This window comes from Streptomyces thermoalcalitolerans (assembly GCF_039525155.1).
In the GTDB taxonomy this organism is placed as follows: Bacteria; Actinomycetota; Actinomycetes; order Streptomycetales; family Streptomycetaceae; genus Streptomyces; species Streptomyces thermovulgaris.
Window position 1 is genome coordinate 25559 of the sequence record NZ_BAAAHG010000026.1, and the last position, 24386, is coordinate 49944.

Sequence of the window (24386 nt, forward strand, 5' to 3'; positions counted from 1 at the left end):
GGGCCGTGACCGTGGATCAGGCCGCGGGAGCCGGCGTGTACGGTGCCAGTTCCGCCGCGAGCTCCTCGTGCACCCAGGCCTTGAGCAGGGTGCCCTCCGCGGTGTGCTCCTGGGAGAGCACCTCGCCCTCGGTGTGGGCGCGGGCGACCAGGTTGCCGCAGGTGTACGGCACCAGTGCCTCGATCTCGACGGCCGGCCGGGGCAGCTCCCTGTCGATCAGGTCCAGCAGCTCCGGGATGCCCTCTCCGGTGCGGGCGGAGACCGCGATCGAGCGCTTCTCGATCCGCAGCAGCCGCTGGAGCACCAGCGGATCCGCCGCGTCCGCCTTGTTGATCACGACGATCTCGGGGATGCCGGCGGCGCCGATGTCCCTGATCACCTCGCGCACGGCGGCCAGCTGCTCCTCCGGGTTGGGGTGGGCGCCGTCGACCACGTGCAGGATCAGGTCGGCGTCACCGACCTCCTCCATGGTGGAGCGGAACGCCTCGACCAGGTGGTGCGGCAGGTGCCGGACGAAACCGACGGTGTCGGCCAGGGTGTAGGTCCGGCCGCTCGGGGTCTCGGCCCGGCGCACGGTCGGGTCCAGGGTCGCGAACAGCGCGTTCTCGACCAGGACGCCCGCGCCGGTGAGACGGTTGAGCAAGGAGGACTTGCCGGCGTTGGTGTAACCGGCGATGGCGACGGAGGGCACCTTGTTGCGGCGCCGCTCCTGGCGCTTGACCTCGCGGCCGGTCTTCATGCTCGCGATCTCCCGGCGCATCTTCGCCATCTTCTCGCGAATCCGCCGCCGGTCCGTCTCGATCTTGGTCTCACCGGGACCGCGTGTGGCGATCCCGCCGCTGCCGCCACCCATCTGCCGGGACAGCGACTGACCCCAACCGCGCAGCCTCGGCAGCATGTACTCCATCTGCGCGAGCGCGACCTGCGCCTTGCCCTCCCGGGACTTGGCGTGCTGGGCGAAGATGTCCAGGATCAGGGCCGTACGGTCGATGACCTTGACCTTGACGACGTCCTCGAGCTGGATCAGCTGGCCCGGGCTGAGCTCACCGTCGCAGATGACGGTGTCCGCGCCCGTCTCCAGGACGATGTCGCGCAGTTCGTCGGCCTTGCCGGAGCCGATGTAGGTGGCCGGGTCGGGCTTGTCACGGCGCTGGATCACGCCGTCGAGCACGACCGCGCCCGCGGTCTCCGCGAGGGCGGCGAGCTCGGCGAGCGAGTTCTCCGCGTCCTGCACGGTTCCCGAGGTCCAGACGCCGACGAGCACGACCCGCTCCAGGCGGAGCTGCCGGTACTCGACCTCGGTGACGTCCTCGAGCTCGGTGGAGAGGCCCGCGACACGGCGCAGGGCCGCGCGGTCGAAGCGGTCGAGCTGATCGCCGTCCCGCTCTCCGTCGATCTCGGGGCTCCAGGCGACGTCCTCTTCCATCAGGGCATCGGCCCGGAGGCCCTCGGGGTGGGTGTTCGCAAGGCGCCTGCCGGATCGGGACGCCCGAAACGTCTGGGAAGAGGAGGAAGAGGAGGTCATTGGATCCTTACGCCGTGGGATATTTCCGTCACCGGTCACAACGTATGAGTACCCGGGAACATTCCCCTGTCCCCTGCCGTGCCGGCCCGACGATGGTCGCACGCCGTGCGCCGTTCCGTCACGACATTATTTCTCCGTCGCTCCCGGCCGCACCCCTCCCGGCCGTTCCTCCGTCCATTCCCCGATCATTCATTCTCCGATCATTGCCCGCTCATTCCCCGACCGCTCCCCGTCGTTTCCGTCGTTTCCCGGGGAGCTTCTCGGGTGCTTCCCCCGATTGCTTCTCCGGGTGCCTCCCGGGCACTTCTCCGGACGCCTCAGCGGTCATTTCTTCGCCGTCTTCGCCGGCGGCTCGGACTTCCAGTCGGGGTGGCCGGGCATCGGCGGGGTCTTCTCGCCGTACAGCCAGGCCTTGAAGAAGCCGCTCAGATCGCGTCCGGCGATGTCCGAGGCCAGACGCTGGAAGTCGGCCGTGGTCGCGGCGCCGTCCCGGTGGGAGCGCACCCAGGTGCGCTCCAGGCGCTCGAAGTTCTGCTTGCCGATCTCCTGACGCAGCGCGTACAGGACGAGCGCGGCGCCGTCGTAGACGTTCGGACGGAAGATGCCGGCCTTCTGCCCGGGCTCCGGCGGCCTGGGCAGCGCGGGCGGCCCGCCGGCCTCGCGCCAGCGGTCGGAGGCGCTGTAGGCGGCCTTCATACGGGCCTCCAGGGGCCGGTTCGCCTTCTCCTCGGCGTACAGGGCCTCGTACCAGGTGGCGTGCCCCTCGCTGAGCCACAGGTCGGACCAGGTGCGGGGGCTCACGCTGTCGCCGAACCACTGGTGGGACAGCTCGTGCACCATGATCGACTCGACGTACCACTCGGGATAGGCGGCGTCGGTGAACAGCCTCTTCTCGAACAGGGACAGGGTCTGCGTCTCGAGCTGGAAGCCGGTGCTGGCGGAGGCCACCAGCACGCCGTACGTCTCGAAGGGGTACGGGCCGACCTTGCTCTCCATCCAGGCGATCTGGGCGGGGGTCCTGGCCAGCCACGGCTCGAGCACCGCGTGGTCCTCGGCCGGGACCACGTCCCGTACGGGCAGGTCCTGCGGGCCGGTGCGGTGCAGCACGGTGGAGCGGCCGACGGAGATCTGCGTCAGCTCGGTGGCCATGGGGTGCCGGGTGCGGTACACCCACGTGGTCGTGCCGCCGTTTTGGACGATACCGGCCGGCAGCCCGTTGGCGACGGCCGTGTACCCCTCGGGCGTGGTGACACGGATGGTGAACATCGCCTTGTCGGACGGGTGGTCGTTGCACGGGAACACCAGGTGCGCGGCGTCGGCCTGGTTGGCCAGCACAAGGCCGTCCTCGGTGCGTACCCAGCCTCCGTCGCGGTTCTTTCCGGGCGCGGGGTCGCTGGTGTGGCGTACGGTGATCCGCGTCCAACTGCTGCGGGGCAGCGGGTTCTTCGGGGTGATCACGAGGTCTTCGCCGACGGTGGTGAACGCGGCCGGGCTGCCGTCGACCTCCACGGAGTCGACCTTGCCGTGCGCGAAGTCGAGGTTCACCCGGTCCAGCTTCCGGGTCGTCCACGCGTCGATCGTGGTGACGGCCCGCAGCGGCGTGCTGTTGTCGCCGGAATAGGTGAAGGCCAGGTCGTACGACGACACGTCGTATCCCGGGTTGCCCAGGTGCGGGAAGAGCCGGTCCCCGACGCCCAGGGGCTCGGGCGGGGCGCTCGCGGCGACGAGGGCGGCGGAGACGGCGGAGGCGAGGAGGACCGCCTTCAGGCGACGCGGGACACGTGATCCAGGGCTGAGCAGCATGTCCCACCGCTACCAGCGCTCTTGCGCGGCACGGCGCAGGCTCGCGCCCGACCCACCCGAAAGGAGCCCTCGAAACCGCACCGGGGGCCGGGGGAAAAGGTGTTGAGGGGCATTCACCGCGAGCAGTGCGCCGGGCGGTGCGCACGGCCAGGAGCGCGCATGTACGCGAGGACGGGCCGCGGGGCGCACGGACGGGCGGAGGCGGGCGGAGCACACGAGGCCACCGGGAAGCCGCCGGGCACACCGGGCACCGGCACGGTGCGCCCGGCGCGCATGTCGGAGACAGCTGCGCCCCAGTGTCCGGCGGCTAGGGCTGGGTGCGGCTCACGTCGTAGACGCCCGGAACGTTGCGCATCGCGCGCATCAGGGACGGCAGACCGGCGGCGTCGGGCAGTTGGAGGGTGTACGTGTGGCGGACGTGCTGCCGGACCGGCGGGGACACCGTCGCCGAGATGATCTCGACGCCCTCACGGGCGATCGCCTCGGTGAGGTCGGCCAGCAGATGGGGGCGGTCGAACGATTCGGCGAGCAGCGTGACCCGGCACGCGGCGGTGTCTCCCCAGCGCACGTCGACCTCCGCGCGCCCCGCGCTCTTCATCCGCGCGACCGTCGCGCACTCCACACGGTGCACGGTCACCACTCCCCCGCGGACGACGAATCCGGTGATCCCGTCGGGCGGCACGGGGGTACAGCAGCCCGCGAGCCGCGCGTTCGCGCGGGGGCGGTCGACGACCAGGACACTCGCCTCGCGCGGTGCGGCGCCGGCGGCCGCACCAAAGTCCCGGCCCCGGGGCGGACCGGCGTCCGTCGCCCTGCTCGGAGCAGGGGTCGCGGGAGCCGGAGCAGCGGTGCCGGCCTTGTCCTCGGCGTTCCCGGCGTTCCCGGCGTTCTCGATCTCGGTGTTCCCGGCGTTCTCGGCCGGGGACGGCCGCGCGGCCAGCCGGCGCTGGATGGCGATGCGGGCGGTCGGGGTGCGCGCGTGCTCCAGCCACTCCCGGGAGGGCTCGGAGGCCGGGTCCTGGCCCATGAGCAGCTGGACGGTGTCGCCGTCCTTCAGGACGGTGCTCAGCGTCGCCAGGCGGCCGTTGACCCGGGCGCCCATGCACGCGTGCGCGTCCTCGCCGTACAGGGCGTAGGCGGCGTCCACGCACGTGGCGCCCTCGGGCAGGCCCAGCGTTCCTCCGTCGGGTCTGAAGACGGTGATCTCACGGTCCTGGGCGAGGTCCTCGCGCAGCGTGGACCAGAAGGTGTCGGGGTCGGGTGCCGCCCGCTGCCACTCCAGGAGGCGGGAGAGCCAGCCCGGCCGGGTGGGGTCGGCGCGCTCGCCGTCGCCCGCGGACTGCTCCTCCGAGGGAGGGGCGTAGGGGTTGCCGAGCGCCACGACACCGGCCTCGGCGACCTTGTGCATCCGGTGGGTGCGGATGAGGATTTCGACGACCTCGCCGTCCACGGGGGTCCCTCCGGGCGTGTCCGCGTGGTCCCGGGGGAGGGCGACGGCCGTGTGCAGCGACTGGTACAGGTTGAACTTGGGTACGGCGATGAAGTCCTTGAACTCCGAGACGATCGGCGTCATGCACGTGTGCAGTTCGCCGAGGACCGCGTAGCAGTCGGCGTCCTCGTTCACCAGCACGAGCAGCCGCCCGAAGTCGCATCCGCGCAGCCGGCCGCGTTTGCGGGCGACACGGTGCACGGAGACGAAGTGCCGTGGCCGGATGAGGACTTCGGCGGTGAGACCGGCCTCGCGCAGCACTCCGCGGACCTGTTCGGCGACCTCGGCGAGCGGGTCGTGGGGACGCGCGGCGTTCTCGGCGATCAACTCGCGCGTGCGTGCGTACTCCTCGGGGTGCAGGACGGCGAAGACGAGGTCCTCCAGCTCGGTCTTGAGGGCCTGTACCCCGAGCCGTTCGGCGAGCGGGATGAGCACGTCCCGGGTGACCTTGGCGATGCGTTTCTGTTTCTCCGGGCGCATCACCCCGAGGGTGCGCATGTTGTGCAGCCGGTCGGCGAGCTTGATCGACATCACGCGGACGTCGTTGCCCGTGGCGACGAGCATCTTGCGGAAGGTCTCGGGCTCGGCGGCGGCGCCGTAGTCGACCTTCTCCAGCTTGGTGACGCCGTCGACGAGGTAGCGCACCTCCTCGCCGAACTCCTCACCGACCTGCTCCAGGGTGACGTCGGTGTCCTCGACGGTGTCGTGCAGCAGTGACGCCGTCAAGGTGGTGGTCTCCGCGCCGAGTTCGGCGAGGATGAGGGTCACCGCGAGGGGGTGCGTGATGTACGGCTCACCGCTTTTGCGCAACTGCCCCCGGTGGGAGGACTCGGCCAGGAGATAGGCGCGGCGCAGCGGTTCGAGGTCGGCGTCGGGGAAGTGCGCGCGGTGGGCCTCGACCACATGGCTGATGGCGTCGGGCAGCCGGTCGCGGGTGGCCGGGCCGAGCAGGGCGGCACGGCCGAGCCGGCGCAGGTCGATTCGCGGGCGGGCCCTGCGGCGGGGCTCTGCGGGAGCCACCGGGGCCGCAGGATTCGTGGCATCCGCACTCATGGCACCTCCGGCTGCGTGGACCGGCGGACGGGGTGCCCAAGGCGTACACGGCTCAAGGGATGGCAACGGATTCCCCCGTCCGAGCCGGTGCTTGATGCTACCGAGCCCGACGGGCCCGATCGGCCGCCTCCCGGTGAGCGTGAAACGGATCACCCATTCGAGCGATGGCTGGAAAGTTTAAGGTTTCCGGTCACCCGGCAGGGGGTCGGCCATGGATGTCTCGCTCCCGGCACGTCCAGGCATACGTATGACTGGTGCTGCGGGCCGCTTCATCTGCGACACACAGCCGCCCCTCCTTCAGCCGACGACTGTTTTCAGCCACTCGCTGTCGATCTCGCCCTCGGCGACGATCACCGCCGGACCGGTCATCTCGATCTCGCCGTCCGGCCGCTCGGTGATCACCAGGGTCCCGCCGGGCACGTCCACCGTGTACGTCACGGGGGTCCCGGTGACCGCGGGGTCGGCGCCGTCGCGCCGGGCGGCCGCCACGGCGACGGCACACGCGCCCGTGCCGCAGGAGCGGGTCTCGCCGGCGCCGCGCTCGTGCACGCGCATGGCGACATGCCGGGGGCCGCAGTCGACCACGAACTCGACGTTCACCCCGTCCGGGTAGGCGGAGGCCGGGCTGAAGGCCGGCGGGGAGAGCAGGTCGCCGGCGTCGGCGAGGTCGTCGACGAAGGCGACCGCGTGCGGGTTGCCCATGTTCACGTTGCGCGCGGGCCAGCTGCGCTCGCCGACGCTCACCGTGACGTCCCCCTCGGGGAGCCGCGCCCTGCCCATGCCGACGGTGATGTCGCCGTCCTTGGCGAGGTGCACGGTCTTCACACCCCCGCGCGTGGCGATCGCGAGGTCGCCCTCGGCCGCGTGCCCGGCGTACTGGAGGTAGCGCGCGAAGACCCGCACACCGTTGCCGCACATCTCCGCGACCGAGCCGTCGCCGTTGCGGTAGTCCATGAACCACTCCGCCTCGGCCGCCATCTCCCGGGCCTCCGGGTGCGCGGCGGACCGCACGACGTGCAGCACGCCGTCCCCGCCGATGCCCGCGCGGCGGTCGCACAGGGCGGCCACGGCGGCCGGGGTCAGGTCCACGGCGTTCTCCGGGTCCGGGACGATCACGAAGTCGTTCTCCGTGCCGTGGCCCTTGAGGAAGGGGATGCGCGTGCTCATGCCTCGATCGTACGGGGTGCCCGCACCCGGGGCGCACGCCCGGCGGCCGCCGTCCCCGCAGGGTCCCCGCGGGCGCTCCGGACCCTGCCGGCGCCCTCCCGCCTGCCCTGCCTGCCCTGCGGCGCTCCCCCGGACCGGAAGGCCGGGAGGCGCCTCCGGGCACACCCTCCCCGAGCCCTCGGCTCCGCTCGGGCAAGGAGACCCCATGGCACCGGACACCGCGCGGCCCGTCCCCCTCCGGCCGGACGGCGCAAGGTGCCGGCAGGACCCGGCCGGCAGGGCCTAACGGAGCCGGGCGACGCGCCAGACGGCGAGGACGACGGCCACGGCGACGACGAGGGCGTATGCGCCGATCACCCGCCAGTCGAGGCGGCGGCCCGATCCCCGCGGAGGCAGGCCCGGCCAGGTGTAGCCGACACGGCGGGCGGCCATCATGCCCCAGCCGGCCGAGCAGAGGCAGATCAGCAGCCCCAGCATGGCGATCACGGCACCGCTGTCGCTGTCGAAGGCCAGCGGGAAGGCGAACATGAGGGAACCGACCGCGGCCAGGCCCACGATGGGGGCCAGCTGCCAGATGCGCAGCCGCCGCTGCGGGCGCAGTTCGACTTCCACCTCGGGCCCGGCGAACATCTCCTCGGACCCCGGACCGTCCGCGGTCACTCCGCCCTGCGTCTCGTCGGGTCCGTCGGAGCTCAGGGAACTCTCGTCCGGCTCCGCGCCGCCGCGGTCCACGGTGATGCGGTCCGTTCCTTGTGCGGTGTCGCGAGGGCCGGCCTCCATCGCCACGCGCCCTCCCAACTAGGACTCTCTTCGGCCGATCGGAGCTCGATGATGGCATGGCGCGGGGGCCCCGGACGGCGACCGGGGCGTCCCGATGCCATGACGTGATCAGGCTGTAACCGGTCGTTCGACCAACGACAGCGCCAGGCGGGGAAGTTCCCCGAGATCCTTCGCGGCTCCGCTCAGCCAGTGCACCCGCGGATCACGCCGGAACCAGGAGTCCTGACGGCGCGCGAAGCGCTTCGTGGCGCGTACGGTCTCCGCGCGCGCTTCTTCCAGCGTGCACTCCCCCGCGAGCGCCGCGAGCACCTGCTGGTAGCCGAGTGCACGCGATGCCGTGCGCCCCTCACGCAGACCCTGCGCCTCCAGCGCGCGCACCTCGTCCACGAGCCCCGCCTCCCACATGCGGTCGACCCGGCGCGCGATACGCTCGTCGAGCTCGGGGCGGGGCACGTCGACGCCGATCTGGATGGTGTCGTAGACCGCCTCGTGACCGGGGAGGGTGGCCGTGAAGGGCCGGCCGGTGATCTCGATCACCTCCAGGGCCCGGACGATACGGCGGCCGTTGCTGGGCAGGATGGCCCGCGCGGCCTCGGGGTCGGCGGCGGCCAGACGGGCGTGCAGCACGCCCGAGCCGTGCAGGGCGAGCTCCTCCTCCAGCCGGGCACGCACCTCGGGGTCGGTGCCGGGGAACTCCAGGTTGTCCACGGCCCCGCGGACGTACAGGCCGGAGCCGCCGACCAGGATCGGCCAGCGTCCCTCGGCGAGCAGCGCGTCGATCCGCTCCCGGGCGAGCCGCTGGTACTCGGCGACGGAGGCCGTGACCGTCACGTCCCAGATGTCGAGGAGGTGATGGGGTACGCCGCCGCGCTCCTCGGGCGTCAGCTTCGCGGTGCCGATGTCCATCCCCCGGTAGAGCTGCATGGAGTCGGCGTTGACGACCTCGCCTCCCAGACGCTGGGCCAGAAAGACGCCCAGGTCGGACTTTCCGGCCGCGGTGGGGCCGACGACGGCGATGACGCGAGGAGTGGAAAGTGCGCTGCTCACCGCAACAGTCTCGCAAAACCCCCACCACTGCCTCGAATGAGTTACGTACTACATGGGATTGATATGGGGGTTTTTGCACGACTCCTTCGCGGGTAGGAGCGGCAAAGAAAGTCTCGGCCGCCGGGGAGAAGACCGCCAGGAGGAGAAGACCGCCAGGAAAGGTGAACCATGGGTCTGCTGGACAACATGAAGGCCCGTATCGGCCCCGCCAAGGAGAAGGTGTCGCACCTCGCCCAGCGGCACGGGGGCACGATCGGGCACGGCCTGGAACGGGCCGCGAAGCTGGTGGACGAGAAGACCAAGGGCAAGTACAGCGACAAGATCCAGGCGGGCACGGGCAAGGCCAAGGAAGCCATGGACCGGCTCGCGCACAGGAGCGGGAGGAGCCCGGAGAAGGGTGAGGCTCCCCAGGCCGGCGAGACGCCGAGGAGCGCTTCCCCGCCGTCCTCGCCGGAGGGTCCGCCGCCCGTGTCCTGACGGCTCGCACCCGCCTTACGACCAGGTCGCCACCAGGTATCCCACGCCGTACGGCGCATCGTCGTAGAGCAGCTCACCACCGAGGACGGCGCCCTCGGCAGCACCCGCGAGGACCTGCCAGGGGGCCCGGCCCGACGCCTTCAGCCCGTGTGCCGGCTCCGTGCCGAGGGCCAGGAGGGCCGCCGTGTCCGCCTGTTCCAGCGCACGGGCGATCCCCGCGTCGAAGGGCTCGGCGCGTTCGTCGAGATATCCCGGCGCCTTGATCGACCGGCAGGCGCTGGCGTCGCCCATCACCAGCAGCGCCACCCGGCCGGCCCGCAGGGCGATGTCCCGGCCGGCCGCCGCGCACCGCTCGGGTTCCAGCAGCTCTCCCACGCCGATCCCCTCGACGGGGACGTCGGGCCGGCCGGTCCGCTCCAGCAGCCAGGCGGCCACGGCGAGCGAGGGCGGCAGCTCCTGCCCGGACGCCTCCTGTCCGGACGCGGTGCCCCTGTCCCGGCCGAGCCGGACGTCCACGTCCACGCCGAAGCCCCGGAACGACCCCCGGGTGCCCTCGGGGTACGGGGTGCACCCGGGCTGTCCGGCGGGCCCGACGACCACGAGCAGTTCGGGCCGGGCGGCGGCGAGCACGCCCAGGGCCTCCCCGCACGCGGCGCGCGCGGCGTCCATCTCGGGTGCGGCGCCCGCGGCGAGCTCGGGCACGAGGAGGGGCGGGCAGGGGCAGACAGCGGCGGCGACAAGCATGATCGGCAGGGTAACGCCGGACGACGCCCGGGCGTCACTCCACCGTCCGCCCCCGCACGGCAGAACGGGCAGCCGGGTCAGTCGCAGCCGCAGCCGCTGTTCGCCGTGGCCGGCAGCGGGGCGGGGGCGCCCACCTTCGGCAGGCCGAGCATGACACCCGTGGGCTTGGCCTGCTCGGCGGTGTTGCGCCGCTCCCAGGCGTCACCGGCGCGCGTGCGGCGCACATCGAGCACGGGGCCCTCGGCGAGGAGGTGGTGCGGGGCGGCGTAGGTGACCTCGACCGTGACCACGTCGCCGGGGCGGACGGCCTGGTCCGGCTTGGTGAAGTGGACCAGGCGGTTGTCGGGGGCGCGGCCGGACAGACGGCGGGTGGTGCCGTCCTTGCGGCCCTCGCCCTCGGCGACCATGAGCTCGAGCCTGCGGCCGAGCTGCTTCCTGTTCTCCTCCCAGGAGATCTCCTCCTGCAGGGCGACCAGCCGCTCGTAGCGCTCCTGGACGACCTCCTTGGGGACCTGGTCCTCCATCTCGGCGGCCGGGGTGCCCGGACGCTTGGAGTACTGGAAGGTGAACGCCTGCGCGAACCGCGCCTCGCGCACCACGTGCAGCGTCTGCTCGAAGTCCTCCTCGGTCTCGCCGGGGAAGCCCACGATGATGTCGGTGGTGATCGCCGCGTCCGGGATGGCCGCGCGGACCTTCTCGATGATCTTGAGGTAGCGCTCCTGGCGGTAGGAGCGGCGCATGGCCCTGAGCACCTTGTCCGAGCCGGACTGCAGCGGCATGTGCAGCTGCGGCATCACATTCGGCGTCTCGGCCATGGCGGCGATGACGTCGTCGGTGAAGTCGCGCGGGTGCGGGGAGGTGAAGCGGACGCGCTCCAGGCCCTCGATCTTCCCGCAGGCGCGCAGCAGCTTGCTGAACGCCTCGCGGTCGCCGATGTCGGAGCCGTAGGCGTTGACGTTCTGCCCGAGCAGGGTGATCTCCGAGACTCCCTCGGCGACCAGGGCCTCCACCTCGGCGAGGATGTCGCCGGGGCGGCGGTCCTTCTCCTTGCCGCGCAGCGCCGGGACGATGCAGAAGGTGCAGGTGTTGTTGCAGCCGACGGAGATCGAGACCCAGGCCGCGTACGCGCTCTCGCGCCGCGTCGGCAGCGTGGAGGGGAACGCCTCCAGGGACTCGGCGATCTCGACCTGCGCCTCCTTCTGCACGCGGGCGCGCTCCAGCAGCACCGGCAGCTTGCCGATGTTGTGCGTGCCGAAGACCACGTCCACCCAGGGCGCCTTCTTCACGATGGTGTCCCGGTCCTTCTGCGCCAGGCAGCCGCCGACCGCGATCTGCATCCCGGGCCGCTTGGCCTTCTTCGGCGCGAGGTGACCGAGGTTGCCGTAGAGCCGGTTGTCGGCGTTCTCCCGGACGGCGCAGGTGTTGAAGACGACGACGTCCGCGTCGCCGTCCGAGCCCTCCGGCGCCCGCACGTAGCCCGCCTCCTCCAGCAGGCCGGCCAGCCGCTCGGAGTCGTGGACGTTCATCTGGCACCCGTAGGTGCGGATTTCGTAGCTCCTGGGTTTCTGGGCGTCCACTGCGATGCTCCGGTCGCTGCTGCTGGTCATGCGTCAAGGGTAGGCGGTTCCGGCAGGACCCCGTACCGACGGGCACGACGCCCGGGAAGGGCCTCGCGTCCGCCGGGGGGCGGCGCGGCTCCCGAGCCGCAGCCCAGGGGGCGCGCCCGGCACGGAGGCCGCCGGGCGCCACGGCGCCGCAGGTGCACGGCGCCGTCCGCGTCACTCGCCGTCGGGGGCCCAGCCCTGGCGGCGCAGCACGCCCGCCACGTCGGGCGCCTCGTAGTGCTCCCCCTTGAGGACCTTGCCGTCGGCCCGCCGGACGACCCGGCCGTCCGGACCGAGCTTGGTCATGTTGGAGCGGTGGATCTCGGCGATCACCTCGTCCAGGTCGATGCCGTGCACCAGGGCGGTGCCGTACGCCACGTACACCACGTCCGCCAGTTCGTGCGCGAGCCGGTCGAGCGGGCCGTCCACCGAGACCTCCGCGGCCTCGGCCGCCTCCTCGGCGAGCAGGTCCCTGCGGTGCGCGGCGAGCGCGGGCGGCACCCGGGTGGGTCTGCTGCGGACGTCCAGCCCGAAGGCGCGGTGGAACTCACGGACGAGATCGGCGGGCGAGGAACTCATGCGGCGACGATAGCCGCCCCCTGTGACAGCCCCGGCCGGCCGCCGGCCACCCCGCCCTGGCCAGTGCGGCCCCCGGCTGGCAGGATCGCGCGCATGTCCACGGTGTTCCTCCGTCGTACCGGCGGCCGTCGCGGCCTGTGGGGCACGGCCGCCGGTGCCGTCGTCCTCGGCCTGCTGCTGTGGTGGCTGCTGCCGCTGGGCGACACGCCGCCGGGCGGGACGATCACCTTCAGCACCGGGACCCGGCGCGGGGTCTACCAGGAGTACGGCGAACGGCTGCGCACCGCGTTCGCCAGGAACATGCCCGATCTGAAGGTGCGGCTGCTGACCAGCGACGGCTCGCAGGAGAACGTCACGCGTGTGGCGACCGGCCGGGCCGACTTCACCATCGCCGCGGCGGACGCGGTGGAGACGTACAGGCTGAACCACGACGCGGGCGCCGCGCGGCTGCGCGGTGTGGCCCGCCTCTACGACGACTACGTGCAGCTCGTGGTCCCGGCCGGCTCACGGGTGACCTCCGTGCAGGACCTGCGCGGCAAGCGGGTGGCGATAGGGCCGCCGAAGTCGGGCGTCCGGCTGATCGCCGAGCGGGTGCTCAGGGCGGCCGGGATCGACCCGGAGACCGACATCCGGCCGAGGAGCGACGGCATCGACACCGGACCGGGCCGGCTGCGGCAGGGCGAGCTCGACGCGTTCTTCTGGTCGGGCGGACTGCCGACGGACGGCCTGCAGCAGCTGTCCCGGAAGTTCGCGTTCCGGTTCGTGCCGATCGAGGCCGACCTGGTGGCCAGACTGCATGCCGAGGGCGGCGCCACGCGGTACTACCGGGCCACCAACATGCCCGAGTCGGCCTATCCGGCGATCCAGCGGGGCGACACCGTGCCGACGATCGCCGTGTCCAATCTGCTGATGACCCGCGAGGACGTCGACCCGAGGCTGACCGAGTGGGTGACCCGCGTCGTCATCAAGAGCCGCGACGGCATCGGCGCCCACGTCCACTCCGCCCAGCTGGTCGATCTGCGCACCGCCATCTACACCGACCCGCTCACCCTGCACGAGGGCGCTCGCCGCTACTACCGCTCGGTCAAGCCTTAGGGGTGCCGTGCGTCCGGCCCGGACGCCCCTCTCCGAACGACGCCCCTGCGCCCGGCCGGGCCTCAGGAGGGTCCCGTCCTCGGCACCGTCACCGTCACCTTCAGCCCGCGCGGCTCCTCGCCGCGGTGGTGGTCGTAGGAGATGGAGCCGCCGCCCGCCGCGAGCAACGCGCGCGTGATGGACAGGCCGAGACCGGAGCCCTTGACGTTCTGGTGGCGGCTGCTGCGCCAGAAGCGGTCGCCGATGCGGGTGAGTTCCTCGTCGGTGAGGCCGGGACCGCGGTCGGCGACCACGATCGTGGCCGTGTCACGGCCGCAGGAGACCCGTATGTCGACGCGTTCTCCCTCGGGCGTGAACTTGACCGCGTTGTCGATCACCGCGTCCAGCGCGGAGGACAGCGCGACCGGGTCGGCCCAGGCCGTGGTGGCCGGGCAGTCGCCGACCAGCCGGACCCCCTTGGCCTCGGCGGCCGGTGTCCAGGCGGCCACCCGCTCGGCGGTCAGCGCGCCGACGTCGATGAGCCGCAGATCCGGCTCCGCGTGCTCGGCGAGCGCCAGGTCCAGCAGGTCGTCCAGGACCTGTGCCAGACGTTTGCCCTCGGCCCGGACCGAGGCGATCTCCTCGTTGTCCTCGGGCAGTTCCAGGGCGAGCAGTTCGATGCGCAGCAGCAGTGCGGACAGCGGGTTGCGCAGCTGGTGCGAGGCGTCGGCGACAAAGGCGCGCTGCTGCTCCAGCACATTCTCGACGTGGTCCGCCATCTCGTTGAACGACCGGGCCAGACGGCGCAGTTCCGGCGGTCCGCCGGCCACCGCCACCCGGGACTTCAGCCGTCCGGTGGCGATGTCGTGGGTGGTGGCGTCGAGGATGCGCACGGGCTTGAGCACCCAGCCGGTCAGCCGCAGCGCCGCGCCGACGGCGACCAGCATCGCGACGCTCTCGCCCGCGCCGATGAGCAGCCAGCCGTGCAGTGTCCGGGAGCGCATCTGTCCCGTCGGCGAGTCGGTGACGACGACCGCGACGACGTCGCCGTCCCGGATCACGGGGGAGGCGACGACCAGCCGGCGCCGCTGCCAGGGCCAGACCTGCTCCGGGTCGTGGCTGCGCCGGCTCAGCAGCGCCTCCTCGAAGGCGTCACGGACCTCACCCGTGGCGGGCAGGGACCAGTCCGCCGGTGCCTTGGCCATCGGGGTGCCGGACCGGTAGAACACGCCGGCCCGGATGCCGTAGACCTCGTGGTAGCTGGCGAGTTCCCGGCTGAGGGTCTCCAGGCGCTCGTCCGGGCCCGGCTGGGGGACGCCTCCGACCCGGTCGGCGACGAACTGGGCCAGGGCGGCGAAGCGTGCCGTGTCATCGATCCGGTCCACGATCACTTTCTGCTGCTCGGTGCCGGCCACGCTGACGGCGAGCGGGACGCCGAGGGCGAGCAGAACGGCCGCCATCAGGGCGATGAGCAGCGGCAGAAGGCGTGTGCGCACCCGTCCCCGCTAGGCGGCCGGGGCGACGAGCCGGTAGCCGACGCCGCGTACGGTCTCGATCAAAGCCGGCCGGCGCAGTTTGGAGCGCAGCGAGGCGACGTGCACCTCCAGGGTGCGTCCGGTCCCCTCCCAGCTGGTGCGCCACACCTCGCTGATGATCTGCTCCCGGCGGAAGACCACACCGGGGCGCTGGGCGAGCAGCGCGAGCAGGTCGAACTCCTTGCGGGTCAGCTGGACGACGGTGCCGTCGACGCTGACCTGCCGGGTGGGCAGGTCGATGTGCACGGAGCCGAACCGCAGCGTGCTCTCGACGGCGCCGCCCGTGCCCTCGTGGGCGGTGCGGCGGCTGACGGCGTGGATGCGGGCGAGCAGCTCGCCGGTGTCGTAGGGCTTCACCACGTAGTCGTCGGCGCCGAGGTTGAGGCCGTGGATGCGGGAGCGGACGTCGGAGCGGGCGGTGACCATGATCACCGGAGTGCTGGTGCGCTTGCGGATCCTGCCGCAGAGCTCGAAGCCGTCCTGGTCGGGCAGGCCCAGGTCGAGCAGGACCACTCCGAAGCCGGCCTCTTCGGAGACCAGCGCCCGCAGAGCCTCCTCGCCGCTGCGGGCGTGCGTGACGTCGAAACCGTGCCGCTTCAGGACCGCGGACAGGGCTGCGGCGACATGGTTGTCGTCCTCGACGAGGAGCAGTCTCATCCCGGCCTCCCCCGGTTCAACCGTCGTTCAGTCATGACATGTACAGAAAGGGCACGTGCGCGCGCACGAAGTGCAGTCACGCCGATGGATACGGACGCCGTCAAGAGGATTCCGGTTACGCACCCTCTGTCGTTACCCACCCGGTATGCGCCCCGGACCCGCCCGGGGTGTGTCCCGGACCCGCCCGGGGTGTGTCCGGCCGGCAGGGATAGGATGAGCCCGGCCGCTATCGGATCGTGATGCTCAGATCTCCCTCAGATCGGATGACGCGGGTCACAACGCTGGCTACTGTCCCCCGGAAACCGAGGAGGACGGAGCCTGAAAACGATGACCGAAGTATCGATGGCCAAGAAAGACGTGGCCTCGACCGACGATCTGGTCGTCCTGAAGAACGTCAACAAGCACTTCGGCTCGCTGCACGTGCTCCAGGACATCGACCTGACGGTCGCCCGCGGTGAGGTCGTCGTGGTCATCGGGCCCTCCGGGTCCGGCAAGTCCACCCTGTGCCGCACCATCAACCGCCTGGAGACCATCGACTCGGGCACGATCACGATCGACGGCAAGCCGCTGCCCCAGGAGGGCAAGGAGCTGGCCCGGCTGCGCGCCGACGTCGGCATGGTGTTCCAGTCGTTCAATCTCTTCGCCCACAAGACCGTTCTCGAGAACGTGACCCTCGGCCAGATCAAGGTCCGCCGCAAGGACAAGCAGCAGGCCGAGGCGCGGGCCCGGGAGCTGCTCGACCGGGTCGGGGTGGGCGCGCAGGCCGACAAGTACCCCGCCCAGCTCTCCGGTGGCCAGCAGCAGCGTGTGGCCATCGCGCGGGCGCTGGCCATGGACCCGAAGGTCATCCTGTTCGACGAGCCGACCTCCGCGCTCGACCCGGAGATGATCAACGAGGTCCTCGAGGTCATGCAGCAGCTCGCCCGGGACGGCATGACGATGATCGTCGTCACCCATGAGATGGGATTCGCCCGGTCGGCCGCGGACCGGGTGGTCTTCATGGCCGACGGCCGGATCGTCGAACAGGCCACGCCCGACCAGTTCTTCAGCAATCCGCGCAGCGAACGGGCCAGGGACTTCCTGTCGAAGATCCTGCACCACTGACGCGGCGGCCCGCCGGTGACGCCCCACGCCACCGGCCCCGCGACCGGGCCGTCGCCGTCCCGACGGCCGGCCCTCACCTCTTCTCGACTCCCCCAAAGGAAGGGCACATGAAGCTTCGCAAGGTCACCGCCGCCTCCGCCGCCGTCCTCGCCCTCGCCCTGTCGGCGACGGCGTGCAGCTCGGGCGACAAGAAGGACGAGGGCTCCTCGGGCGGCGGCAAGAAGATCACCATCGGCATCAAGTTCGACCAGCCCGGCCTCGGCCAGAAGACCCCGCAGGGCTACTCCGGCTTCGACGTCGACGTGGCCAAGTACGTCGCCAAGAAGCTCGGTTACAGCGAGGACCAGATCGAGTGGAAGGAGGCGAAGAGCAGTGACCGCGAGACCATGCTGCAGCGCGGTGACGTCGACTTCATCGCCGCCACGTACTCGATCACCCCGGAGCGCGACCAGAAGGTCGACTTCGCCGGCCCGTACCTGCTGGCCCACCAGGACGTCCTGATCCGCGCCGACGACGACTCGATCAAGTCGCCGGCCGACCTCAACAGCAAGAAGCTGTGCTCGGTGACCGGTTCGACCTCGGCGCAGAACATCAAGAACAAGCTGGCGCCCAAGGCCAACCTGCAGAACTACCCGACGTACTCGGCCTGTCTGGGCGGTCTGCAGAACAAGGCCATCGACGCGCTGACCACGGACGACTCGATCCTCGCCGGTTACGCCGCCCAGGAGCAGTTCAAGGGCAAGTTCAAGCTGGCCGGCTTCAAGATGACCAACGAGAACTACGGCATCGGCGTCAAGGAGGGCAGCGACCTCAAGGACAAGATCAACAAGGCCCTTGAGGAAATGGTCGCCGACGGTTCGTGGGAGAAGGCCGTGAAGGCCAACTTCGGCCCGGCCAACTACAAGTACGAGCCCGCGCCGAAGATCGGCGAGATCAAGAGCTGAGTCAGCGCCCGCCGGGTGCGCCGCCCTGCGTGAGCGGCGCACCCGGGGCCCACCACACGCGGAAGCGCGGGAGATCGTGTTCGACTTTCTTGAAGGTTATGACCTGCTGGGAGCCTTCTGGGTGACCGTGCAGCTCACCCTGCTCTCGGCCGTCGGCTCCCTGGTCTGGGGCACGGTGCTGGCCGCCATGCGCGTCGGCCCGGTGCCGCTCATGCGCGGCTTCGGCACCGCCTACGTCAACATCGTGCGGAACATCCCGCTGACGGTGATCATCCTGTTCACCTCGCTGGGCCTGAACCAGACCCTCAACATCACCCTCGGTGCACAGAGGTTCGACGTCATCAACTTCCGGCTCGCCGTGCTCGGTCTGGTCGCCTACACCGCGGCGTTCGTCTGCGAGGCGCTCCGCTCGGGCATCAACACGGTGCCGGTCGGCCAGGCGGAGGCGGCCCGCGCCCTCGGACTGAGCTTCACCCAGGTGCTGACCCTGGTGGTGCTGCCGCAGGCGTTCCGCTCGGTCATCGGCCCGCTCGCGAACGTCCTGATCGCGCTGACCAAGAACACCACGGTGGCCGCGGCCATCGGTGTGGCCGAGGCCGCCCTGCTGATGAAGGAAATGATCGAGAACGAGGCACAGCTCCTGCTGATCTCCGCGATCTTCGCGTTCGGCTTCGTGTGCCTGACGCTGCCGACCGGCCTGATCCTCGGCTGGGTGGGCAAGAAGGTGGCGGTGAAGCGATGAGCTCCGTGCTGTACGACGCCCAGGGCCCCCGGGCCAAGCGGCGCAACGTCCTCTACACGGTCGTGTTCCTGCTGGCCGTCGTGGCCCTCGGGTGGTGGGTGTTCCGGGCCCTGAACGACAAGGGGCAGCTGGACTGGGAGAAGTGGAAGCCCTTCTTCTCCGGCTCCGAGGCGTGGACCACGTACATCCTGCCCGGCCTGTGGAACACGCTGATCGCGGCGTTCCTGTCGATGCTCATCGCGCTGCCCCTCGGCGCGGCCTTCGGCATCGCGCGGCTCTCCGACCACGTCTGGATCCGCGTCCCGGCCGGCGTGCTCGTGGAGTTCTTCCGCGCCATCCCGGTGCTGATCCTGATGATCTTCGGGCTCGCGCTGTTCGCCCAGTACACCGACGTCGACTCGGACGCCCGGCCCCTGTACGCCGTCGTCACCGGTCTGGTGCTCTACAACGCCTCGGTCCTCGCGGAGGTCGTCCGCGCGGGCATCCTCGCCCTGCCCAAGGGGCAGACGGAGGCCGCGCAGGCCATCGGTCTGCGCAAGACCCAGATCATGACGTCGATCCTGCTGCCGCAGGCGGTCACCGCGATGCTGCCGGCCATCGTCAGCCAGCTGGTGGTGATCGTGAAGGACACCGCGCTCGGCGGCGCGGTCCTCACCTTCCCGGACCTGCTGGCGGCGGTCTCTCCGATGAGCTCGTACTACGGTGCGAACACCGTCGCCAGCTTCACCGTCGTGGCTCTGCTCTTCGTGCTGATCAACTTCGCCCTCACCAGCTTCGCGAGCTGGCTGGAGCGGCGGCTGCGGAGCCGGAAGAAGTCCACCGGCACGGTGCTTCCGTCGGCCGCCGTGGGAGGCACCGAGTCGACGGGGACCGCCGCCTGACGAAGACGCCTGACAAAGACGCCTGACGAAGGCATCCGGCGAAGACACCCGGCGCGGCCGCCCGGCAAGGGCGCCTGACGGGGAGTCCGCACCACGGATGTGACACGGGGGCAGTGGAGTGACCGCCACTGCCCCCGTCGCTTGACGCAGGCAGCGGCAATAGGTTGCATACGTTCTGTGATCGTGCACCCTGCTCCAACCGTCTGTTCATGTCTGTCCGTCAGGACATCACCTCGGGCGGGGGGCGCCGCGTCATGGACCCGGTGATCGTTGTCGGGGCGGGGCCCGTCGGGCTCGCGCTCGCCCTGGCCCTGGCGCGGCAGGACGTGCCCGTCGTCGTGCTCGACGAGGGGCCGGGCAGCGACGCGCCGCGCGCCGCGCGCACGGTCGTCCTGCGCGAGGACACCGCCGCGTTCGTGGAACGCCTGGCCGGGGTGCCGCTCGGCGACGCCGGGCTGCGGTGGACCGGGTGGCGGGCGATGCGGCGCAAGCAGGTGACCTGCGAGGTCGCTCTCGGCGAGGACATCCCCGCCCCGCTGCACATCGCCCAGCACGTCCTGACCGGTGCCCTGCGCGCCGCCCTCACCCGTGAACCGCTGGTCGAGCTCGCCGTGGACAGCCGGCTCGACGCCCTGGAGCAGGAGGACACCGGCGTCATCGTCCACACCCGCGGCCCCAACGGCACCTGGTGGCGCGGCAGCTACCTGGTCGGCTGCGACGGGCCGCGGTCCACCGTGCGCAAGCTCCAGGACATCCGCTTCCCCGGCCGTACGGCCGTCGAGCGGTACGCCGTCGCCGCCGTGCGCACCGAACTGCCCTGGCCCGGCGAAGCGTTCCTCCACCGGATGCCGCCGTGGCGGGCGACCGGTCCCTTCGCCGGGGAGATCACCGCCCGCCCGCTCCCGGACGGAGTGTGGCGGCTGGACTGGCTGCTGCCGCCCGGCAAGGACCTGGTCACGCCCGAACTGCTGGTCACCCACGTCCGCGAGACCCTCACCGGCTGGACGGGCGAGTCCTCGCCGGCATACGAACTGCTGGACACCGGTGTCCACACGGTCCACCACCGGCTGGCCCGCCGCTGGCGCGCCGGGCGGGTCTTCCTCGCCGGGGACGCGGCGCATCTGCTGGGCACGATCGGCACCCAGGGGCTGGACGAGGGGCTGCGCGACGCCGACAACCTCGCCTGGAAACTGGCGTCGGCCTGGCACCACGGCCCGCACGAGACCCTGCTGGACAGCTACCAGACCGAGCGGCGCGCGATCGTCGCCGCCCGGCTGCGCGCCGCCGACCAGGTGCTGCCGATGCTGCGCGGGGGCGGCGGACTGCGGTCCCTTCTCCCCGGAGCGGCACGCGGCCATGACGCCCTGTTCATGGACGGCCACCTGGGGCTCGGCCCCGTGGGCGCGCCGGGCTCGTACGCCGACTCGCCGCTCATGCCCCCGCATCTGGACGCGGAGGTGCCCGTGGACACGCCGGTCGGCGCGCCCGTCGCCAATGTGTTGGTGACCGCGGAGGACGGCTCCTTCGTGCGGCTCAGGGAGCGGCTCGGCCGGGGAGCACTGCTCGTGGTGCTGGTCGCGCCGGGCACGGGGGTGTGGGAGCGCCGGCACTGGGTGAGCGCCGGCGTCATGCCCCGGCTGGCCGCCGCGGTCACCGCGCTGCCGCACCGCGCCGAGCTGCTGGTCGCCGAGAGCTACCCGGGCGCCGCCCCCCACACCGTGCTCCTGGTGCGGCCCGACGGCCACCTGGTCACCGCGCTGAGCGGGGTGCGCCCGGCCGACCTGTACTCGGCGGCGGAGGCGACGGTGGGCGGTGCGGAGCGTGCCGGGGCGAGGGCCGAGGCGGGAGCCCGCTGACCTCCGGGTCCCGGACCGCACGCGTTTCGCGCCGTGCGGTCCGAGGGGCTGACGTGAGTTGACCGTCCGGCGTGCGCCATGGTCTACTCCGCGTCATGAACGACACCGTTGTGCGCCTGTGGCGGAGGGTCCACATGGACCTCGTCCGCTATGCGGGCTGCGTGTGTCGTCCGTCCTGCTGAACTCGCGGCTTCGCCTTCTTTCGGCTTTCCGCTTTCCCTCTGTTTTCCCCTCTGTTTTCCCCTCTGTTTTCCCCTCTGCTTTTCCCTCCGCCCGCGCGCGTCCCCTCATGCGCCCATGACCGGGCGCCTGTGCTGCCGCGCGCCCTTCGCGGACGTTCCTCAGGACGGTGTACGTGTCTGTCTCGCCCCTCGTGTCCTCGCCTTCCATGCCCTCTTCCGCCGTGCTCCCGCCCTCCTCCCGGGGGCCGGCGCAGGCGGAACTCCTCGATTTCGTACGGCACGTCGCCGCCGACGCCGAGCTGATCGCCTCGCTCCCGCTCGACCCGAAGGGGCGCACCTGGGTGCGTCTGGACGGGCCCGGCGGCAGTGAGGCCTGGCTGATCGGCTGGCCGCCCGGCAGCGGCACGGGCTGGCACGACCACGCCGACTCGATCGGCGCCTTCGTCACCGCCACCGGTGAGCTGACGGAGCACTCGCTCGCCGCCCCGCTGCCCACCGAGGGCTGGACGTCCCTGGAGCTCACCGACGGCGTGGACCGCACACGGCGGCTGCCGGCCGGGCGGGGCCGTTCCTTCGGCCGTCATCATGTCCACGAGGTGCTCAACGAGTCCTCTCACGCGCCTGCGGTGTCCGTGCACGCCTATTACCCGCCGCTGCCCCGGATCCGCCGCTACAGCCGCACCGGCCGGATGCTGCGCCTGGAGCGGGTCGAGCACCCGGAGGACTGGCAGTGAGACGGAAACGGCAGGCGATCGGGATCGATGAGCTGCTGGAGCGGGTGCGGCGGGGGTACGAGCGCGTCGAGGCCCAGGAGGCGTACGACGCCGCCCGGGCCGGTGAGGCCGTGCTGGTGGACATCCGGTACGCCGCGCTGCGCGAGCGCGACGGCCTGATCCCGGGCGCCCTCGTCATCGAGCGCAACGAACTGGAGTGGCGGCTGGACCCCTGGGGCAGCCACCGTCTCCCCGAGGCCACCGGTCACGACCTGCGTGTGGTCGTCATCTGCGACGAGGGCTACGCGTCGACTCTGGCAGCCGCATCCCTGCACCGGCTGGGACTGCACCGGGCGACCGATCTGGTGGGCGGCTTCCAGGCGTGGCGGGCGGCGGGGCTGCCGGCGGTCCCGTAGAGCGGCCGCAGGCGCAGACTGGGCACCAGGGTGTTTCCGCCTCAGATCCCCTCGTCCACGAGGAAGTCCATGTCCTCGCCTTCCTCCTCCAGCGCCTGGCGGACCACCCGCAGGGCCAGACCCTCGGAGTAGCCCTTGCGGGCGAGCATCCCGGCGAGGCGGCGCAGCCGTTTGTCGCGATCAAGGCCGCGGGTGGAGCGCAGCTTGCGGGCGACGAGCTCGCGCGCGGTGGCCTCCTCCTGTTCAGGACCGAGTCGGCCGACCGCCTCGTCGATCAGTGCGGCGTCGATGCCCTTGGTCCGCAGTTCCCGGGCGAGCGCGCGCCGCGCCAGTCCGCGCCCGTGGTGCCGGGACTCCACCCAGGCGTCCGCGAAGGCTCTGTCGTCGATCAGCCCGACCTCCTCGAACCTCGACAGCACCTCCTGCGCGGCGTCGTCCGGGACGTCCCGCTTGCGCAGGGCGTCCGCGAGCTGCTTGCGGGTGCGCGGGGCCCCGGTGAGCAGGCGCAGACAGATCGCGCGCGCCCGCTCCACCGGGTCCCCCGGAGGCTCCCCCCGTCCAGCCCTCGACACGGAGGGGGCGCCCCCGTCCCCGGCGGACGCCTCGCCGGCACCGCGCCGACGACGTCCGCGTCCACCGTGCGACCCGCCGTCACGCGGGCCGTTCCGATGTGCGCCACCCGCGCGTGGCTCATCCGCGTGGCGCAATCCCTCTGATGCGTCGTCCCCGTGCATGCCGTCCCCGGACACGTCGTCCGTGCCCGCACCGGGGCCGGGAAGGTCCTCGGTCTCCCTCCCCCAGGGGACACCGAGGGCGGCGTCCTCGGACACGACCCGGTCGGTTCGTCGTGTCACGGTCAGCTCTTGGCTGCGACGGCCTTGGGCTTGGCGGTCTTGGCGGCCGCCGTGGCGGGCGCCGTCCTGGCGGCGTCCGTGGTGGTGACCGCGGCGTCCGCACCCGGTTCGGCGGCCGGCTCCTCGGGCCGCACTCCGACGCCCAGCTTCTCCTTGATCTTCTTCTCGATCTCGTTGGCCAGGTCGGGGTTGTCCTTCAGGAAATTGCGCGCGTTCTCCTTGCCCTGGCCGAGCTGGTCGCCCTCGTACGTGTACCAGGCGCCGGCCTTGCGGATGAAGCCGTGCTCCACGCCCATGTCGATGAGGCCGCCCTCGCGGCTGATGCCCTCGCCGTAGAGGATGTCGAACTCGGCCTGCTTGAAGGGCGGTGCGACCTTGTTCTTGACCACCTTGACCCGGGTGCGGTTGCCGACCGCCTCCGTGCCGTCCTTGAGCGTCTCGATACGGCGGATGTCCAGGCGCACCGAGGCATAGAACTTCAGCGCGCGGCCACCCGTCGTGGTCTCCGGGGAGCCGAACATCACGCCGACCTTCTCGCGCAGCTGGTTGATGAAGATCGCGGTGGTCTTGGACTGGTTGAGCGCACCGGTGATCTTGCGCAGGGCCTGGCTCATGAGGCGGGCCTGCAGGCCCACGTGGCTGTCGCCCATCTCGCCCTCGATCTCCGCGCGCGGGACGAGCGCGGCGACGGAGTCGATGACGATGAGGTCCAGAGCGCCGGAGCGGACCAGCATGTCCACGATCTCCAGCGCCTGCTCGCCGTTGTCCGGCTGGGAGAGGATCAGCTGGTCGATGTCGACGCCGAGCTTCTTGGCGTACTCGGGGTCGAGAGCGTGCTCGGCGTCCACGAAGGCGACCGTGCCGCCGGCCTTCTGCGCGTTCGCCACGGCGTGCAGGGTCAGCGTGGTCTTGCCGGAGGACTCCGGGCCGTACACCTCCACGATACGGCCGCGCGGCAGACCACCGACGCCGAGGGCCACGTCCAGCGCGGTCGACCCGGTCGGGATGACCTCGATGGGCTCCTTCGACCGCTCGCCCATGCGCATGACCGCGCCCTTGCCGAATTGCCGTTCAATCTGCGCGAGCGCGGCGTCCAGCGCCTTCTCGCGGTCGCTTGCTGCCATGGGTTCCACCCGGTTCGCTTGAGTCGATCGCTTCAC

General features: G+C 71.6%; 23 protein-coding genes. 10 read left to right on the forward strand and 13 right to left on the reverse strand.

The annotated features are described in order from the left end of the window. Positions 1-16: 16 nt before the first annotated feature. The 6 genes from hflX to miaA form a co-directional block, all read right to left on the reverse strand. Complete coding sequence (gene hflX, locus ABD224_RS16450; RefSeq protein ID WP_344050371.1) at positions 17-1525, reverse strand: GTPase HflX; 1509 nt, start codon at positions 1523-1525, stop codon at positions 17-19. Positions 1526-1849: 324 nt separating this feature from the next. Then, on the reverse strand, positions 1850-3328 hold the full coding sequence (locus ABD224_RS16455) for a M1 family metallopeptidase (RefSeq protein WP_344050373.1): 1479 nt from the start codon (positions 3326-3328) through the stop codon (positions 1850-1852). A 307-nt stretch (positions 3329-3635) separates the two neighbouring features. Continuing rightward, a complete protein-coding gene (locus ABD224_RS16460) occupies positions 3636-5870 on the reverse strand; it encodes a RelA/SpoT family protein (RefSeq protein ID WP_344050375.1) in 2235 nt (744 codons plus the stop codon). A 297-nt stretch (positions 5871-6167) separates the two neighbouring features. After that, entirely contained in the window at positions 6168-7037 is an 870-nt protein-coding gene (gene dapF, locus ABD224_RS16465; RefSeq protein ID WP_344050377.1) for a diaminopimelate epimerase, read from the reverse strand. 282 nt (positions 7038-7319) lie between these two features. Further along, positions 7320-7817, reverse strand: a complete 498-nt coding sequence (locus tag ABD224_RS16470) for a hypothetical protein (protein ID WP_344050448.1) — start codon at positions 7815-7817, stop codon at positions 7320-7322. Between the two features lie 108 nt (positions 7818-7925). After that, a complete protein-coding gene (gene miaA, locus ABD224_RS16475) occupies positions 7926-8864 on the reverse strand; it encodes a tRNA (adenosine(37)-N6)-dimethylallyltransferase MiaA (RefSeq protein WP_344050380.1) in 939 nt (312 codons plus the stop codon). Between the two features lie 168 nt (positions 8865-9032). Here miaA and ABD224_RS16480 point away from each other — a divergent pair, with 168 nt between their 5' ends. Further along, positions 9033-9341 (forward strand): antitoxin, encoded by a 309-nt coding sequence (locus ABD224_RS16480; protein WP_344050382.1) that lies wholly within the window; start codon positions 9033-9035, stop codon positions 9339-9341. A 15-nt stretch (positions 9342-9356) separates the two neighbouring features. Here ABD224_RS16480 and ABD224_RS16485 read toward each other — a convergent pair whose 3' ends face one another. The 3 genes from ABD224_RS16485 to ABD224_RS16495 form a co-directional block, all read right to left on the reverse strand. Then, positions 9357-10085 carry a class III extradiol dioxygenase subunit B-like domain-containing protein gene (locus ABD224_RS16485; RefSeq protein WP_344050385.1) on the reverse strand — a complete coding sequence of 243 codons (729 nt, stop codon included), beginning with the start codon at positions 10083-10085 and terminating at the stop codon, positions 9357-9359. 77 nt (positions 10086-10162) lie between these two features. Continuing rightward, the gene (gene miaB, locus ABD224_RS16490) at positions 10163-11692 is read right to left on the reverse strand and encodes a tRNA (N6-isopentenyl adenosine(37)-C2)-methylthiotransferase MiaB (protein ID WP_344050387.1); all 1530 of its coding nucleotides are present in this window, start codon (positions 11690-11692) and stop codon (positions 10163-10165) included. Positions 11693-11863: 171 nt separating this feature from the next. Next, positions 11864-12268, reverse strand: a complete 405-nt coding sequence (locus tag ABD224_RS16495; RefSeq protein ID WP_344050389.1) for a pyrophosphohydrolase domain-containing protein — start codon at positions 12266-12268, stop codon at positions 11864-11866. A gap of 93 nt (positions 12269-12361) precedes the next feature. Between ABD224_RS16495 and ABD224_RS16500 the strand changes: the two genes are divergently transcribed. Then, the gene (locus ABD224_RS16500) at positions 12362-13363 is read left to right on the forward strand and encodes a TAXI family TRAP transporter solute-binding subunit (RefSeq protein ID WP_344050391.1); all 1002 of its coding nucleotides are present in this window, start codon (positions 12362-12364) and stop codon (positions 13361-13363) included. Positions 13364-13425: 62 nt separating this feature from the next. On the opposite strand, the gene ABD224_RS16505 is transcribed toward ABD224_RS16500, so the two are convergent. Together ABD224_RS16505 and ABD224_RS16510 are read right to left on the reverse strand one after the other, a co-directional pair. Continuing rightward, positions 13426-14838, reverse strand: a complete 1413-nt coding sequence (locus tag ABD224_RS16505; protein WP_344050393.1) for a sensor histidine kinase — start codon at positions 14836-14838, stop codon at positions 13426-13428. 9 nt (positions 14839-14847) lie between these two features. Next, positions 14848-15534 (reverse strand): response regulator transcription factor, encoded by a 687-nt coding sequence (locus tag ABD224_RS16510; RefSeq protein WP_344050395.1) that lies wholly within the window; start codon positions 15532-15534, stop codon positions 14848-14850. Between the two features lie 327 nt (positions 15535-15861). On the opposite strand from ABD224_RS16510, the gene ABD224_RS16515 reads away from it, so the two are divergent. The 8 genes from ABD224_RS16515 (at position 15862) to ABD224_RS16545 (ending at position 22372) form a co-directional block, all read left to right on the forward strand. Beyond that, a complete protein-coding gene (locus ABD224_RS16515) occupies positions 15862-16638 on the forward strand; it encodes an amino acid ABC transporter ATP-binding protein (RefSeq protein ID WP_344050398.1) in 777 nt (258 codons plus the stop codon). 107 nt (positions 16639-16745) lie between these two features. Continuing rightward, positions 16746-17582, forward strand: coding sequence for a glutamate ABC transporter substrate-binding protein (locus ABD224_RS16520; protein WP_344050400.1), 837 nt, complete (start codon positions 16746-16748; stop codon positions 17580-17582). A 76-nt stretch (positions 17583-17658) separates the two neighbouring features. Then, complete coding sequence (locus tag ABD224_RS16525) at positions 17659-18324, forward strand: amino acid ABC transporter permease (RefSeq protein ID WP_344050402.1); 666 nt, start codon at positions 17659-17661, stop codon at positions 18322-18324. Further along, entirely contained in the window at positions 18321-19205 is an 885-nt protein-coding gene (locus ABD224_RS16530) for an amino acid ABC transporter permease (protein WP_344050404.1), read from the forward strand. The genes ABD224_RS16525 and ABD224_RS16530 overlap by 4 nt, the downstream gene beginning before the upstream one ends. A 254-nt stretch (positions 19206-19459) precedes the next feature. Further along, complete coding sequence (locus tag ABD224_RS16535) at positions 19460-21061, forward strand: FAD-dependent monooxygenase (protein ID WP_344050450.1); 1602 nt, start codon at positions 19460-19462, stop codon at positions 21059-21061. Between the two features lie 95 nt (positions 21062-21156). Continuing rightward, positions 21157-21243 (forward strand): putative leader peptide, encoded by an 87-nt coding sequence (locus ABD224_RS29460; RefSeq protein ID WP_425580987.1) that lies wholly within the window; start codon positions 21157-21159, stop codon positions 21241-21243. 206 nt (positions 21244-21449) lie between these two features. Continuing rightward, positions 21450-21977, forward strand: a complete 528-nt coding sequence (locus ABD224_RS16540) for a cupin domain-containing protein (protein WP_344050406.1) — start codon at positions 21450-21452, stop codon at positions 21975-21977. Beyond that, complete coding sequence (locus ABD224_RS16545) at positions 21974-22372, forward strand: rhodanese-like domain-containing protein (RefSeq protein ID WP_344050408.1); 399 nt, start codon at positions 21974-21976, stop codon at positions 22370-22372. Before ABD224_RS16540 ends, ABD224_RS16545 begins: the two co-directional genes overlap by 4 nt. Positions 22373-22413: 41 nt before the next feature. Here ABD224_RS16545 and recX read toward each other — a convergent pair whose 3' ends face one another. Continuing rightward, positions 22414-23226 carry a recombination regulator RecX gene (recX, locus tag ABD224_RS16550; protein ID WP_344050410.1) on the reverse strand — a complete coding sequence of 271 codons (813 nt, stop codon included), beginning with the start codon at positions 23224-23226 and terminating at the stop codon, positions 22414-22416. Between the two features lie 2 nt (positions 23227-23228). After that, positions 23229-24350, reverse strand: a complete 1122-nt coding sequence (gene recA / locus ABD224_RS16555; protein ID WP_344050412.1) for a recombinase RecA — start codon at positions 24348-24350, stop codon at positions 23229-23231. Positions 24351-24386: the final 36 nt, after the last annotated feature.